Consider the following 14619-nt stretch of genomic DNA (forward strand, 5'->3'; position numbering starts at 1 on the left):
CTCAGTCATTGGCCACCCAACCCTTGACCACCTGGGCCACGCGCTTGGAGTCGGTCTTCACGGCTTCACGCGCCATCCGCAGTCGTTCCTCATATGAATCCACCGGCAGGGCCAGCGCATCCGGCCCGCCCAGGCTGGCCCGGTCGGCGCCGAGCGCCGGCAGTGGCATGCCATCGTCATCGACCAGCTGCACGTCCGCGGTATGCGGTTCCAGTGCCTGCGGGTCGTCCTTCTTGTTCTGGCCAGTGATCGCACGCAGGGCCGGGCGCAGCACGCCGAACAGCAGCGCCAGCACCACCACCGCGCCCAGCAGCATGCGGCCGGCATCGTGCACCCACGGCAGTTCCCACCAGGCCGGGCCTTCTTCGGGCGTGATCTCGCGCACGAACGGGGCGTTCATCACCGACACGGTGTCGCCACGCTCGGCATTGAAGCCGACGGCCTGCTTGACCAGCGCTTCGACGCGGGTCAGTTCGGCAGCCGACAGCGGCTGCGGGCTCATCTTGCCGTTGGCGCCGGCGCGCGGCACGTTGTCCACCAGCACCGCCACCGAGACGCGCTTGATGCGGCCGGCCGGCTGGCGAGTGTGCTGCAGCGTGCGGTCCAGCTCGTAGTTGCGGGTCGCGTTCTTGCTGCTTTCGGTCGGGGCCTGCGCAGTGGCCGGCGCGGCCTGCTGGCCCGGCGGGCTGTTGCTGGTCGCGCCCGGCACGCCCTGCGGGCCCGGCGTGCTGGTGGTGTTCTCGCTCATCTGCTCGCTGCGCAGCTTCTGCGGTTCACCGTTGTAGAGCTCACGGGCTTCCTCGGTCACCGAGAAATCCATGTCCACGCTCACTTCCGGATTGACGCGGCCGGGGCCGGTCATCGGTTCCAGCAGCTCGCGGATGCGCTGGTTGAACGAGGTTTCCTGGCGGCGCACCTGCTCGAACTGGGCCGCGTTGACCGCCGCCTCGCTGTTCGGGTCGGTGATGCTGAGCATGCGCCCGCTCTGGTCGACCACGGTCACGCGTTCCGGAGCGAGGTCCGGAATGCTGGCCGCGACCATGTGCACGATGGCGTCGACCTGGCTGCGTTCCAGCTGCTGGCCGCCACGCAGTTCCAGGGTGACCGAGGCGCTGGCCACGTCACGCTGCCGGGTGAAGGCGCTGGGCTTGGGAATGGCCAGGTGCACGCGCGAATCGCGCACCGGGCGCAGCGTGTTGATGGTGCGCGACAGCTCGGTTTCCAACGCATGCTGGTAGCGCGCGCTTTCCACGAACTGGCTGACGCCGAAGCCCGGGTCGCGCTCCATCAGCTCGAAGCCGAGCTTGCCGCTGTCGGTCAGGCCGGAGCCGGCCAGCTTCAGGCGGGCGTCGTGCAGGTTCTTTTCCGGCACGGTGATGCCACCGGTGGCCGGGTCGAGGGCGAACGGGATCTGCGCGGCGCGCAGCAGGTCGGTCGCTTCAGCGGTCGCCTTCTGGTCCAGACCGGTATACAGCGGGACCATGCCGGGCTTCTGTGACCAGAAGAACACGGACAGGCCTGCCGCCACCGCCACCGCGATCATCGCCATCAGGCCCAGCCGACGGGTGATCTGCAGACTCTGCAGGCGGTCGAACCATTGCCCGGCCTTCTCGGCGTTCAGGCTGTCCTTGGAGAGCGTCAGTGCCATGCGTCAACGTTCCTTACAGCGGCATGTTCATCACGTCCTGGTAAGCCTGGACGAGACGGTTGCGGACTTCCACGGTGGCGCGGAAGGCGATCTGGGACTGCTGCGAGGCGACCATCACCTTGGCCAGGTCGGCGCTGGGGTCGCCCATTTCGAAAGCCTTGGCGAGAGCGCCGGACTTCTGTTGCGCGTCGTTGACGCCGGCAATCGCACCACGCAGGGTTTCGGTGAAGCTGGCCGGCTGGGCCTGCGGTGCGTCCAGCACCGTGCCCGGCAGAGCATTGCTGCGCGGCGTTTCGCCCAGCGGGTTGAGCGCCGGCTGTCCCATCTGGGTCTGATAGGAGCGGATCTGCGAAAGGATCGAAGTGACGGAGTGGGACATCTGCAACGGTTCCAGAAACAGGGGATGGGGTTGTCTGCTGGAGCAGGTGCAAGTGCCGTGCCGAAACCGGTTTTCGATTCAGTGAAGTGAGGAGGTTGGGTGTGCGTGCGGGGTTGCACCCCGCTCCCCGCGGTAGCGCCGGCCGCTGGCCGGCAACCTCAGCAGCAACGGCCGAAGCCGAAGCAACGGCAGAAGCTGGCTATCCGTGGGGTGGCGCGGTGGATCCGGTTGCGGGGGACGCCGTAAACCCGTCCCTGGGGGCTTGGCCGCGGCATCCATGCCGCGGACACCCCCGCAACCGGACCCACCCCGCCTTCGACAGTTTCCCGCGATCTGTCGGAATTGCATGGGCTGCTCTTGGTGGGTGTCGACCTTGGTCGACACGGCTCTTCTGGGGTCGGATCCCGTTGCTGCGCAACGGGCTCTGACCCCATGGTCATGTGTGGACGAGGCGTCGACGAGGCGCCATTTAACCGGCGTCGGTTTTCTGGCCTATGGCTGCAGGGTCCAGCGGCCGGAATTCTGGCGCTGGCGCGGTGCGATGGGGCCGTCGTGCTGGGTGTAGATGAAGCGGCCCTGGCGGTCGCTCAGGCAGGTCAGCAGCAGGGTGTAGCGGGCAGGGCCTGCCGGGTGGGCTTCGGTCATCTGGATCTCGGCGATGTGCGGGGCCAGGCGCTGGTAGCGGTAGCTGCCGCCGATGCGCAGATCGGTGCCGAGAACGTCCAGCACGTACTGGTTGCCGGCGAAGCTGAGCTGCACCATGCGTCCGGCATTCGGATTATCTGGCTGGTACAGCGGATCGCTGAGGTTGGTGAACTGGCGCTGGTCCAGCGTGGTGGGCAGGGTGCAGTCGGCGGCGGTGGCCAGGGCCGGGAAGAGCAGGGCGGCGAGCAGGGTGAGGCGATGCATGGTCGGAGCTCCTTGGGATGTCCTTGCCATGCTCCGCACTGCGGCGGTGATGTCTTTAGGAAAACGTGCAAATGCAATGGGGTCAGATCCCTTTCCGCAGGAAAGGGATCTGACCCCAGGTACTGGAAGCACCAACGCCCGGGCAAGCCCAGGCGTTCGTGCCCCCTTCATGCTGGTCGCGAGCTTCAGCCGGCCAGTTCGGCCTGCTCGCGTTCGATGCCGTACTTGCGCAGCTTTTCCACCAGGGTGGTGCGGCGCAGGCCGAGCAGCTGGGCGGCGTGGGCGACCACGCCCTGGGTGCGTTCCAGTGCTTCGTTGATCAGGCCCAGTTCGATGTTGGCCATATGGTTGCGCAGGTCCATGCCTTCATCGGGTAGCGCCGCCGGTGCTGCGGCGCGATTGACGGCAATGCCGTGCTCCAGTGCCGGTTGGCTGCCGCCGCCCGGGGTGTGGAACGAGAAGCTGCGCAGGTCCAGGCGTTCTTCGCTCGCCGTCGGCTGTACCGGTGCCGGTGCGGCCACCGCTGCCAGTGCAGCGTCGCCACGGTAGCGGGCCGGCAGGTCCTGCACGCGCACCGAACCGCCCGGATGCAGCACCGCCAGGCGCTCGACCAGGTTGGTCAGCTCACGCACGTTGCCCGGCCACTCGTAGCCGGCCAGTGCCTGCAGGGCTTCCGGAGTGAAGCGCACTTCGCCACGGCCGGTACGGGCCAGCTGCGCGGCAATGGTTTCGACCAGTGCCGGCAGGTCTTCGCGACGCTCGCGCAGGGCGGGCACGTCGATCGGGAACACATTGAGGCGGTAGAACAGGTCCTCGCGGAACTTGCCTTCGGCAATACGGGTTTCCAGGTCGCGGTGGGTCGCTGCAACGACGCGCACGTTGCAGCGGATGGTCTGGTTGCCACCGACGCGCTCGAAGCTGCGCTCCTGCAGCACACGCAGCAGCTTCACCTGCATCGGCAGGCTCATGTCGCCGATTTCGTCCAGCAGCAGGGTACCGCCTTCGGCCATTTCGAAACGACCCTTGCGCGCGGTCAGTGCGCCAGTGAAGGCACCCTTTTCGTGGCCGAACAGTTCGCTTTCCAGCAGGTCGGCCGGAATGGCGCCGCAGTTGATCGCCACGAACGGGCCATCACGGCGCGGCGAGCGCTGGTGGATCGCGCGCGACACCACTTCCTTGCCGGTACCGGATTCGCCCAGCACCAGCACGGTGGTGTCGAATGCGGCCACCTGTTCGATCATGGTGCGAAGTTCGGTCACCGCCGGGCCGTTGCCGGTCGGGCCCTGGTCCTGCGCGGCGCCGGCCTGGTGCTCGGCATCCAGGCGCTTGAGGCTGGCGCGGCGCAGCAGGGCTTCCATCTGCGCATGGCGCAGCGGGGTTTCCAACGGCCAGATATTGGCTTCGTGCAGGCCGTGTTGGTGGGCAAAGGCTACGGCATCACCGTCGGCCAGCAGTACCGGCGGCGGCAGGCTGCTGCCGCCCAGCCAGTTGTACAGTGCGGTGCTGCCGGCGTTGTCGTCCAGAGTGCCGACGATCACCGCCATCCAGTCGTTCTGGCGCTGGCGGCCCAGGTCGAAGTCGGCCGCGTCGGAAACCCAGCGCGGGTTGAAGTCCATGAATTCCAGCAGGGCAACGGTGCGCTCGGCACGCACGGCGTCGTTGTCCAGCACCAGGATGCGCGATTCGCTCACGATCGATCCTCCCTGAGGCCTTCCAGGATCGGCATGACTTCCTGGATGTAGGACAGCTTGCTGACAAAATTGTCGGCGCCGGCACGCAGCGCGTGTTCGCGGTGTTCGGCGTCGTCGAAGTGGCTGGCGATCACGATGTACGGTGCATCGTCCTGCGACTTGATCAGGCGGGTGGCCTGCAGGCCGCCCATTTCCGGCATTGCCAGGTCCATCAGCACCACCTGCGGGCGCAGCGTTTCCGAGCGTTCGATCGCTTCCAGGCCGTTGCCGGCGCTGCCGACGATCTGCAGCCAGTCGATCTTGCGGAAATGGCGCATCGCCGCGTTGATGAAGCCCTCGTGGTCATCGACCAGCAGGACCGTGAGCTTGTTCATGTCCAACATCCTTTTCAGCCCACCCGGGCCAGCTGCGGTTGCCTGGCGCCAAGCCGGCGCCGTTCACGGGCCGGGGCGATGTCCAGTTGTTCTCGGTATTTTGCGACGGTTCGGCGGGCAATGTTCACCCCCTGGCGCGACAGCAGACCGGCGATGGCCTCGTCGGCCAGCGGCCGGCCGGCGGGTTCGGCGTCGATCAAGCGGCGGACCATGGCCTTCACGGCCTGGCCGGAGACGCTGGCACCTTCCAGGCGCACGGCGAAGAAGTGCTTCAGTTCGAAGGTGCCGCGCGGGGTCTGCAGGAACTTGCCGGTGGTGATGCGCGAGACGGTGGACTCGTGCATGCCGATTTCCTCGGCCACTTCCTTCAGGGTCAGCGGCGCCATGGCCTCCTCGCCACGCACCAGGAACGCGGCCTGGCGCTCGACGATCACTCGCGCGGTGCGCAGCAGGGTGTCATAGCGCATCGACAGGCCGCGGCTGAACCAGCGCGCTTCCTGCAGCATTTCGCGCAGTGCCGGTGCGGCCTCGCTGGTCTCGGCCAGCGCCTGTTCGTACTGGCTGTTGATCGAGACGCGGCGGCTGGTGGCCGGGTTCAGTGCCACCTTCCACTGGTCGTCGGCGTGCCAGGCGATCACGTCAGGTACCACCACGGCATTGCGTTCGGGCAGCAGGCTGTCGCCCGGCCGCGGCTGAAGCGACAGGATCAGGCGCACGGCTTCGCGCACGTCGTCGATCTCGGCATCGTGCTGGCGGGCGAGGGCGGGGTAGTCGTGCGCGGCCAGCGCGTCGAGCGCGCCATCGAGGATGCGGGCGGCCAGGTGGCGGGCGGGGACTACGCCGTGCAGGCTGCGCAGCTGGGCCTGCAGGCCTTCGCGCAGGTCCTGCGCGGCCATGCCAGCAGGTTCCCCGTGCAGCAGCTGCTGGCGGATGGCTTCGACGCCGTCGGCGGCGATGTCGAACTGGGCGCTGGCCAGCAGCTGCAGCTGGTCCAGCGGTGCCTGCAGGTAGCCTGCCTCATCGCAATGGTCCAGCCAGAATGCGGCCACGGCCAGCTCGCGGTCGTCCATGTCCAGCGCCAGGCGCTGCAGTACGCGCAGCTGCGGGTCGGTCGATTCGCCGGCGGCGATGCGCGCCATGCGGTCGTCGTCGCCGTCCTGCCAGCTGGCGCCGGCCACATCCCACATGGAAGACTCCGGCAGTTCGTCGAACGCAGCGGTTTCCAGCGTGGTGGCGACGGCCTCGGTGGCTTCGGCGGCGGGGGCTTCAGCCTCTTCGATTTCCAGCAGGGGATTGGAGTCCAGCAGGCGCTGGATTTCCTGTTCCAGGTGCAGACCATCGAGCTGCAGCAGCCGGATCGACTGCAGCAACTGCGGGGTGAGGTGAAGTTGTTGGCCCAGCTGGGCCGAGAGTGCAGCCTTCATCGTGGTTCCCCGGCACCGCTCCCCGGCGCCTTGTGGAACGCATCTTGCTTTTGATCCGGCGGGGGCGGAATCAGGGGGTTCCTGAGGGGCTTCGTGAATGTCCTGACAGGGTGTAGGGGTATTCCCTACATTGTCGCGGAATGTTGACGATGATCGCCGCTAAGTTGCTGATTTCCGGTGTGGGTCCCGGATTGATCGGGCTGCGCCGTGTACGGATTCCTGTCGGGGCCTGTCAGGGTGACGGGAATTCGTCGCAGATGAGGGGTGTCGCGGGGTCAGATCCCTTTCCATGGGAAAGGGATCTGACCCCACTGGCAGGCAATCACTCCAGCTCGTGCTGGTGGCGTGCGGCCAGCAGCAACAGGTCATTGGCGCGCCGACAGCCCAGCGATTCCATCATGCGTGCGCGGTGGGTTTCCACCGTCTTGACGCTGATGCCGAGGTCGGCGGCGATTTCCTTGTTGCTCTCACCCTTGCCGATGCGGCGCAGGATCTCGCGCTGGCGCGGCGACAGTGCGGCGATGCCGGTGGGTTTCTCGCGACCGAGCATCGGTGCCAGCATCTTGGCGGAGATCTGCGGGCTCAGGAACACCTGGCCGGCGTGCGCGGCACGCAGCGCCAGTTCAAGCTCCTGCGGTGCGGCATCCTTGACCAGGAACCCGACCGCACCGCGATCGAGTGCATCGCGCACGTGGGCGGCGTCGTCGTGCATGGTCATCATCACCACCCGCGTGCCGGGGGCGCGCAGGCGGATGTCGCTGAGGGCTTCCAGGCCGGTGCGGCCGGGCAGTGACAGGTCCATCAGGATCACGTCCGGGGCGTGCTGCAGGGCCAGCTGCAGTGCCTGCTCGGCATTGCTGGCCTCGGCGACGAGCTGCACGTCGGCAAACCCCTGCAGCAGCCGCGCCAGGCCGGCGCGGACCAGGGTGTGATCGTCGACGATGAGAACTCGCACAGGCACGTTGGAGGTCCGTGAGGGGAGTCCACCTTAACTTAGCTGAACGGGCGCGCCAAGGGTTGCCCATCCGGCGTCATGGTGGCAGGTTTCAGCGGGCGCGGCGTGCTTCGGCCACCTGGCGGCGATGCAGGCGGAACAGATGCCGCTCCATTGCCATCTCCAGGCCATCGCCAAGACGCTGGAAACGCAGCCACAGGTAGTGACCACCGCCACCGTCCGCCGCTTCGGCGATCACTTCCACGGGCAGGTCGATATGGTCAGGCAGCCAGTCGCTGGGCTGCAGACGCACCAGGCCGGCCTGACCAGGGCTGGCGCCGCTGCGCGGCCCCAGCTGCAGGCGGATGCCGCGGCGTGACCAGCGCACGGGGCGCAGCGTCAGTTCCTGGCCCTGCTGGCGCACCAGCCGGCCGAGCAGCACCATCGCCAGATCCACCTTGGCTTCCAGCCGCTGCAACTGCAGGCTGGACTCATTGCGGTCGTCGTGCTCGTCAACGCGGCTGTCCTCGACCAGGGCCAGGCTGCGCAGCAGGCCTTCGGCACTGCTGGTACGACCGGCGGCGCTGCCTGCCTGGAACTCGGCCGGCAAGGCCAGCTCGCAGCTGAGCGTTTCGTCGAACAGCTCGCTTTCGGCGGGGTGGTGCAGCGACGTGGTCGGCAGTTGGGTCATGCGAGTGATTCTGCCTGCAGGTAGGCATGCGCCGCGCGAAGGGAGCGCTGGCCATCGTTCATCAGTGCGGCCACTGCATCACGACGCTGGCGCAGCAGGCCGAGCAGATCCTGCTGGCGTTCGAACAGCGCGGTCAGCGGTGCGTGGTCGGCGGCGGTCAGCGGCTGGCTGAGCAGCGCATGCAGCGTGCTGTCATGACCGTCTAGCAAGCTGTCGGCCTGGTCGAGGGACTCTTCGCCCAGGGCCTTCTCGAAGGCGTCCAGCTGGGCGTGTAGTTCGTGCAGGCTCATGGCGCCACCGCGGCCGGGCGGCGCTGTTCCTGCGGAATTGCATTCCAGGCGCTGTCGATCTCGCCCAGCAACTGCAGCGACTCATCCAGCGCGGCGCGGTCGTTGTGCAGGTTGGCCTCGGTCAGGCGCTGCAGCACATAGTCATACAGCGCCGACAGATTTCCGGCGATCTCGCCGCCGGCTTCATGGTCCAGCGAGCCGTTGAGGTGGCCGACGATCGCACAGACCTCGCCGATCGCCTTGCCCTTGCCGGCCTGGTCGCCACGCTCGAGGCTGGCCAGGGCCCGCCGCACGCGCTCCAGCGCGCCGGCCAGCAGCATCGCCACCAGCTTGTGCGGATCGGCATCGGCGACCGCACTGGTCACTCCCACCTGGCGGTACTGCTCGGCATATTGACGGCTGGAACCGTACATTCGTGATTCTCCTTGCGCGGGGTGCCGCCGGGCGGTCGTGGGGACCGCTGCCGGCGGTGCGGCGTTGATTGCTGTTGCGTCCGTTATCGGTGCGTTACACGCCAAACTTGAGCGTCGAACGCATTCCTTTAGCGGTTCAGCTGTGCCAGCTGCTGCTGCAATGCGGTGTTGCTTTGCTGCAGTTTGCCCATCAGGCTGTCCAGCGCCAGGAACTGCTTCTTGTAGCGTTCCTCGACGTTCTTCATGCGGACGTCCAGGTCCTTGCGTCGCTTGTCGATGTTGTCCAAGGTGGTGTTCAGGCCCTTGGTACGGGCGACGAAGGCGCCTTCCTTGCCCGTGGTCGTACTGACGTAACCGTCCACCATCGTGTAGAGCTTGCCGGCGCCGCCGGTATCACCGGTGATCGCCGAGCGGATCTTCTCCGGCTGGCTGGCGAGCGCCGCTGCGAATTTGGTCGCGTCCAGCACCAGGCTGCCGTCGGCATTGGGATAGCCACGGGTCTGCAGGCCGAGCTTCTTCGGATCCAATCCATCCGCGGACAGATCCTTCAGTACAGCGCCCATCATCGAACGCAGCTGACTGGATGCGCCGCGCATCTGCGCATCGCCCGTCAGCGTCGCCGCTTCCTTGGTCTTGGCGTCGTACTTGGTCTCGGTATTGATGGCGGCGATCGCATCGTTGTAGGCCTTGACGAAGTCCTGCATCACCTTGGTGGCTGCAGTGGTGTCGGTACTGATCACGACCGTGCTCTTGCCCTTGACCTTGAGGTTCAGGGTCAGGCCCGGTACGGCGTCGGTCACGGTGTTGCTGTCGCTGATCACCGTGACGCCATCGATGGTCAGCTCGGCATCGGCTGCCGCGGTGTTCTCCTGAAGGCTGCCAATCAGTGCGCTCAGCTTCGGGTCGCTGCCGCCATATTCCAGCTTGATCGCGTTGGCGGCGCCGGTTTTCTCCTGGGCGATCGACAGGTACTGGCTATCGCCCGAAGCGATCAGGGTCGCCTGCACGCCTTCCTTGCGGCCTGCGGCATCTATTTTGTTGCGCACGGTGGTCAGCGTATCTCCGGCCTCCACCTCGACCTTCATCGTCTTTGCCTTGTCGCCCACGCCAACGGTCAGCGTCAAGGTTCCGGCGCCGAAGGTGTCGGTCTTCGGCACCGAGGCGTTGGCAATCAGCTTGTGTGCCGTGGCGAGGGATTTCACCTCCACCTGGTGCGTGCCGTTGGAGGCCGCTGCCTTGGTCGTGCCTTGGTCGTACAGCGCCACCGATGCCGTCAGCACATCGTCGGTGTTGCCTGGCTGTGCTTTGCCGGTGGCGGTGACGGTGCGGGTGTCGAAGGCTGTCGTGGCCTTCAACGCGGTCAACGCGGTCTTCAGCTTGTCAAAGGCCGAGGTGACGGTGCCGATCGACGACAGCTGCATCTTGGCCTTGGACTGCTGCAGGTTCAGCGCGTTGTCGGCTGGCTTGCGGTCGGCCGCCACCAGCTGGCTGACGATGTCTGAAATGTTCAGGCCCGAGCCGATGCCACCGTATCCAAAGCTTGCCATGTGATTCTCCTGGTATCGGGCCTGGCCGCTAGGCGCTGGCCCGTCGTCAACGAAAATAGCGGCCTGCGCCGCTGGGTCTTGAGGACTTCGTTGATGCATGCGCCGTGCCAATGCTCTGGCGCAGGTTCTGGCACGCAGGTTGCAGGAGGGTTGGGGCAGGGTGCGGGGAGATTCACCGCGGGCTGCCGGGAGTCTGCAAAAAACCCTCCCCCAATGCAGGGGAGGGCACAGGCTACTGACAATCGGGGGGAGACGAAGCCGCCCGGTACGTACAGTCAAAGGTACAGCGCTGAAAGAGAGGTCCGCAGGAGCGGGCGATGCCAAGCCGGTTCGGGAGTACTCCCGGGCCGGGCATGGCCCGCGCCTTCGTGCATCGTGGCTTCCCGGTTGCCGCTACCGTCGGGACTAACCGACGGTAGCGGCGCCTTCTTGCCGTGGATCAGCGCAGCAGGCTGAGCACGCCCTGCGGCACCTGGTTGGCCTGGGCCAGCATGGCCGTACCGGCCTGCTGCAGGATCTGGGTGCGGGTCAGCTCGGCGGTTTCCTTGGCGAAATCGGTATCCTTGATGCGGCTACGCGAGGCCGACAGGTTTTCCGTCGAGGTCTGCAGGTTGGCGACGACCGAGGTGAAACGGTTCTGGATCGCACCGAGGTCAGCACGGGTGCTGTTGATGCCCTCCAGTGCCTTGTCCACGATCTGCAGCGCCTGTTGAGATTTGCCGTAGCTGGTGACGTCAAGGTCAATGGCATGCTTGGCATCGGTAGCAACCAGAGCTGCGTCGTCTGCGAGGGTTACGCCGGTTGCGGTGATCTGGTCGCCGACTTTCCCCTCTTTCCAGGAGCTGATGGTTACCTTGCCCGCGGAGTCCACTTCGGCAGAGACTCCGAGGTCGGCCGACTTCTGATTAATGGCCTTTGCAATGGCATTACCTTGGGAAACCACGCTGGCAGCCTCACCTGCGGCCTGCGTTGATGCGCTACCTGCGTCGAACTTCACACCACTGAAGTTCACCGTCGCGCCATTTGCGGAGATCGAGAAATCGGCAACGGTACCTGCAGCGAACGCAAATACCGAGGAACCGGCGGGAGTTTCTGCAACGGCAGTGGTGGTCGCTGTAGTGGTCGCCGAGGAGAACAGGGTGCCGCCCAGCGAATCAGTCTTGGCGTTGGTAATCTTGTCAATTGCGATTGCTTGGCCAGCATTTGCGCCAACCTGGAACAGCTGGCTGGAGAACGAGCCGTCCAGCAGCTTGGTGCCATTGAAATCGGACTGCTTGGCCACACGATCAATCTCGCTGACCAGCTGATTCACTTCCGACTGCAGTGCCTTGCGATCACTTGCCGAGTTGGTCGCGTTGGACGACTGTACAGCCAGCTCACGGATACGCTGCAGGTTGTTGCCGATCTCGGTCAGCGAACCTTCGGCGACCTGGGCCAGCGAAATGCCGTCATTGGCATTGCGGATGGCAACGTCGGTACCGCGGATCTGGGTGCCGAAGCGCTCGGAGATCGCCAGGCCAGCGGCGTCGTCCTTGGCGCTGTTGATGCGCGAACCGGAGGACAGGCGCTGGATGGTGGTGGCCAGCGAGCTGCCGCTGGTGCTCAGGTTACGCTGAGCATTCAACGACATCGTGTTGGTGTTGATGACTTGTGCCATGGTGCTTTTCCTTTGGCGGAGGTGATGCGTGGTTCAGTATCCGGGCACCGGATCAACCGGTGCCCGGAAGACGATCAGGAAGAGGATCAGCGCAGCAGGCTGAGCACGCCCTGCGGCACCTGGTTGGCCTGGGCCAGCATGGCCGTACCGGCCTGCTGCAGAATCTGGGTGCGGGTCAGCTCCGCGGTTTCCTTGGCGAAATCGGTATCCTTGATGCGACTACGCGAGGCCGACAGGTTTTCCGTCGAGGTCTGCAGGTTGGCAACGACCGATGTGAAGCGATTCTGCACCGCACCAAGGTCCGCACGGGTGCTGTTGATCGACTGCAGAGCGTTATCGACGATTTCCAGGGCCTTCTGAGCACCGGCCACGTCGGTGATCTTGACGTCCTTCAGAGTCGAGGCAGTGGTGCCAGCCTGGATCTGAGTGCCGACGGTGACGCTACCGGTGCCGCCGGCGACGGTCAGTGCCGTGATGTCGGCCGCCTTGAGGTCGGCCTTGACCGAGGTCAGGGTGATCGACCCAGCAGTGAACACCGGCGGGCTGGCCCCGTCATTTGTCTGCTGTGCGTAAACGCCGGTTTCACCCATCTTGGCGTTGATCGCCGCGATGGTGGCATTTGTGGCGTTGGCCTGGGTAGCGGTCGCATCGGCACCCTGCTCGTATTTCACAGTACCAAGATCCACGCTACCGATCTTCAGACCGGTGATTTCGCCGCTGGTCAGTGCGGTGCCGGCAGCCATCGTCAGGGTGCCGTTCTGAGCGAAGGTCGAGGAACCGATCGAACTCGCTTGGGCGTTTGTAATCTTGTCGATCGCAATGGCCTGGCCAGCGTTGGCACCCACCTGGAACAGCTGGCTGGAGAACGAGCCATCCAGCAGCTTGGTACCATTGAACTCGGACTGCTTGGCGACACGGTCTATTTCGCTGACCAACTGGTCGACTTCCGACTGCAAGGCCTTGCGGTCGCTACTGGAATTGGTGGCGTTGGCCGACTGCACCGACAGCTCACGGATGCGCTGCAGGTTGTTGCCGATCTCGGTCAGCGAACCTTCGGCGACCTGGGCCAGCGAAATGCCGTCGTTGGCATTGCGGATGGCGACGTCGGTACCGCGGATCTGCGTGCCGAAGCGCTCGGAGATCGCCAGGCCAGCGGCGTCGTCCTTGGCGCTGTTGATGCGCGAACCGGAGGACAGGCGCTGGATGGTGGTGGCCAGCGAGCTGCCGCTGGTGCTCAGGTTACGCTGAGCATTCAACGACATCGTGTTGGTGTTGATGACTTGTGCCATGAGGAGAGGTCCTTGAGCGGTTGCACGTGAGTTGGGTTAGACGCCCCCGACGTGCCCCGGGGGCGGCTCATGTCAGCGCTGCAACAGGCTGAGCACGTTCTGCGGTACCTGGTTGGCCTGGGCCAGCATGGCCGTACCGGCCTGCTGCAGGATCTGGGTGCGGGTCAGTTCGGCGGTTTCCTTGGCGAAGTCGGTATCGCGGATGCGGCTGCGCGATGCCGACAGGTTCTCCGAGGAGGTCTGCAGGTTGGCCACCACCGAGGTGAAGCGGTTCTGGATCGCGCCGAGGTCGGCGCGGACGCTGTTGACCGATTCCAGAGCCTTGTCGACGATTGACAGTGCTTGCTGGGCACCCTCAACGGTGCTCACATTGAGGTCCTCGACGTGGCGTGCGGTTGCGCCGGTCAGCGTGCCACCGGTTCCGGCCGCAACCTGCTGCAGGCCGATGTTGGCAAAGTTCGCGTCCACTGCTGTAGCGCCGGTGGTCGGAGTGGCGCTGACAGACAGCGCGAAAGTTTGGCCTGCCGTGGCTGAGTGCAGGGAGAGCTTACCGGCGTCCACCTTCGCCATGACGCCGGTCTCACCGAGGCGACTATTAACTGCTGCAGCTGTGGCGGCGGTGATCGATTCGCCGGCCTTCACAGTGAAGTCGGGAATCTTGATGGTGGTCGGGGTGGCCGCGCCCTGCGGGGTGATGCCGATCTGCAGGCCGGAGAAGGTCGTATCGGCCGTGGCCTTGTCGGCCCCGATGGCCTGGGTGTTGTAGACGTTGGCAAAGGTTGCCGCGCCCAGTGTGTCTGCCTTGGCATCGACCACGCTGTTGATGGCAATGGCCTGGCCGGCATTGGCGCCCACCTGGAACAGCTGGCTGGTGAAGGAACCGTCCAGCAGCTTGGTGCCGTTGAAGTCGCTCTGCTTGGCGACGCGGTCCACTTCGGAGATCAGCTGGGTCACTTCGGCCTGCAGGGCCTTGCGGTCGCTGCTGGAGTTGGTGGCGTTGGAGGCCTGCACGGCCAGTTCGCGGATACGCTGCAGGTTGTTGCCGACTTCGCTCAGCGAACCTTCGGCGACCTGGGCCAGCGAGATACCGTCGTTGGCGTTGCGGATGGCCACGTCAAGGCCGCGGATCTGGGTGCTGAAGCGTTCCGAGATCGCCAGGCCGGCGGCGTCGTCCTTCGCGCTGTTGATGCGCAGGCCGGACGAGAGGCGCTGGATGGTGGTGGCCAGCGAGTTGCCGCTGGTGCTCAGGTTGCGCTGAGCGTTGAGCGACATCGTATTGGTGTTGATTACCTGTGCCATGGGGTCGTCTCCTCTTATATGGAACCCGTTGGTGAATGAAACGAAGCGCCGCCTGTTTTTTTGTGTGGCTGTGT

The 14619-nt window shown here is 65.5% G+C and carries 14 protein-coding genes; all 14 read right to left on the bottom strand.

Annotated features, from left to right (window positions below; genetic code table 11):
• Position 1: 1 nt before the first annotated feature.
• Entirely contained in the window at positions 2-1648 is a 1647-nt protein-coding gene (gene fliF / locus N5D91_RS04330; protein WP_110712222.1) for a flagellar basal-body MS-ring/collar protein FliF, read from the bottom strand.
• Positions 1649-1661: 13 nt separating this feature from the next.
• Positions 1662-2027 (bottom strand): flagellar hook-basal body complex protein FliE, encoded by a 366-nt coding sequence (fliE, locus tag N5D91_RS04335; protein WP_005409552.1) that lies wholly within the window; start codon positions 2025-2027, stop codon positions 1662-1664.
• A gap of 492 nt (positions 2028-2519) precedes the next feature.
• The gene (locus tag N5D91_RS04340) at positions 2520-2936 is read right to left on the bottom strand and encodes a hypothetical protein (protein ID WP_110712224.1); all 417 of its coding nucleotides are present in this window, start codon (positions 2934-2936) and stop codon (positions 2520-2522) included.
• Positions 2937-3121: 185 nt separating this feature from the next.
• Positions 3122-4627 (bottom strand): sigma-54 dependent transcriptional regulator, encoded by a 1506-nt coding sequence (locus N5D91_RS04345; RefSeq protein WP_180855430.1) that lies wholly within the window; start codon positions 4625-4627, stop codon positions 3122-3124.
• Entirely contained in the window at positions 4624-5001 is a 378-nt protein-coding gene (locus tag N5D91_RS04350) for a response regulator transcription factor (RefSeq protein ID WP_010485922.1), read from the bottom strand. Before N5D91_RS04350 ends, N5D91_RS04345 begins: the two co-directional genes overlap by 4 nt.
• A gap of 14 nt (positions 5002-5015) precedes the next feature.
• A complete protein-coding gene (gene rpoN, locus N5D91_RS04355) occupies positions 5016-6425 on the bottom strand; it encodes an RNA polymerase factor sigma-54 (protein WP_164162953.1) in 1410 nt (469 codons plus the stop codon).
• A 322-nt stretch (positions 6426-6747) separates the two neighbouring features.
• A complete protein-coding gene (locus N5D91_RS04360) occupies positions 6748-7380 on the bottom strand; it encodes a response regulator transcription factor (protein ID WP_032970105.1) in 633 nt (210 codons plus the stop codon).
• A 91-nt stretch (positions 7381-7471) separates the two neighbouring features.
• Positions 7472-8050, bottom strand: a complete 579-nt coding sequence (locus tag N5D91_RS04365; protein ID WP_032127386.1) for a PilZ domain-containing protein — start codon at positions 8048-8050, stop codon at positions 7472-7474.
• On the bottom strand, positions 8047-8340 hold the full coding sequence (locus N5D91_RS04370) for a hypothetical protein (protein WP_180854442.1): 294 nt from the start codon (positions 8338-8340) through the stop codon (positions 8047-8049). Before N5D91_RS04370 ends, N5D91_RS04365 begins: the two co-directional genes overlap by 4 nt.
• Complete coding sequence (gene fliS / locus N5D91_RS04375) at positions 8337-8753, bottom strand: flagellar export chaperone FliS (protein WP_005409561.1); 417 nt, start codon at positions 8751-8753, stop codon at positions 8337-8339. The genes N5D91_RS04370 and fliS overlap by 4 nt, the downstream gene beginning before the upstream one ends.
• Before the next feature lie 128 nt (positions 8754-8881).
• On the bottom strand, positions 8882-10300 hold the full coding sequence (fliD, locus tag N5D91_RS04380) for a flagellar filament capping protein FliD (protein ID WP_110712228.1): 1419 nt from the start codon (positions 10298-10300) through the stop codon (positions 8882-8884).
• Between the two features lie 439 nt (positions 10301-10739).
• On the bottom strand, positions 10740-11957 hold the full coding sequence (locus N5D91_RS04385) for a flagellin (protein ID WP_164162942.1): 1218 nt from the start codon (positions 11955-11957) through the stop codon (positions 10740-10742).
• Between the two features lie 86 nt (positions 11958-12043).
• Positions 12044-13246 carry a flagellin gene (locus N5D91_RS04390; protein WP_180846575.1) on the bottom strand — a complete coding sequence of 401 codons (1203 nt, stop codon included), beginning with the start codon at positions 13244-13246 and terminating at the stop codon, positions 12044-12046.
• A 72-nt stretch (positions 13247-13318) separates the two neighbouring features.
• Positions 13319-14545 (bottom strand): flagellin, encoded by a 1227-nt coding sequence (locus tag N5D91_RS04395; protein ID WP_279907995.1) that lies wholly within the window; start codon positions 14543-14545, stop codon positions 13319-13321.
• Positions 14546-14619: the final 74 nt, after the last annotated feature.

This window comes from Stenotrophomonas sp. GD03794, assembly GCF_029842145.1.
In the GTDB taxonomy this organism is placed as follows: domain Bacteria; phylum Pseudomonadota; class Gammaproteobacteria; order Xanthomonadales; family Xanthomonadaceae; genus Stenotrophomonas; species Stenotrophomonas riyadhensis.

Bases quoted from the DNA above. Each gene is read 5' to 3' on its own strand.
- fliF (WP_110712222.1), bottom strand. From the start codon at position 1,648: ATGGCACTGACGCTCTCCAAGGACAGCCTGAACGCCGAGAAGGCCGGG.
- fliE (WP_005409552.1), bottom strand. From the start codon at position 2,027: ATGTCCCACTCCGTCACTTCGATCCTTTCGCAGATCCGCTCCTATCAG.
- N5D91_RS04340 (WP_110712224.1), bottom strand. From the start codon at position 2,936: ATGCATCGCCTCACCCTGCTCGCCGCCCTGCTCTTCCCGGCCCTGGCC.
- N5D91_RS04350 (WP_010485922.1), bottom strand. From the start codon at position 5,001: ATGAACAAGCTCACGGTCCTGCTGGTCGATGACCACGAGGGCTTCATC.
- rpoN (WP_164162953.1), bottom strand. From the start codon at position 6,425: ATGAAGGCTGCACTCTCGGCCCAGCTGGGCCAACAACTTCACCTCACC.
- N5D91_RS04365 (WP_032127386.1), bottom strand. From the start codon at position 8,050: ATGACCCAACTGCCGACCACGTCGCTGCACCACCCCGCCGAAAGCGAG.
- N5D91_RS04370 (WP_180854442.1), bottom strand. From the start codon at position 8,340: ATGAGCCTGCACGAACTACACGCCCAGCTGGACGCCTTCGAGAAGGCC.
- fliS (WP_005409561.1), bottom strand. From the start codon at position 8,753: ATGTACGGTTCCAGCCGTCAATATGCCGAGCAGTACCGCCAGGTGGGA.
- fliD (WP_110712228.1), bottom strand. From the start codon at position 10,300: ATGGCAAGCTTTGGATACGGTGGCATCGGCTCGGGCCTGAACATTTCA.
- N5D91_RS04385 (WP_164162942.1), bottom strand. From the start codon at position 11,957: ATGGCACAAGTCATCAACACCAACACGATGTCGTTGAATGCTCAGCGT.
- N5D91_RS04390 (WP_180846575.1), bottom strand. From the start codon at position 13,246: ATGGCACAAGTCATCAACACCAACACGATGTCGTTGAATGCTCAGCGT.
- N5D91_RS04395 (WP_279907995.1), bottom strand. From the start codon at position 14,545: ATGGCACAGGTAATCAACACCAATACGATGTCGCTCAACGCTCAGCGC.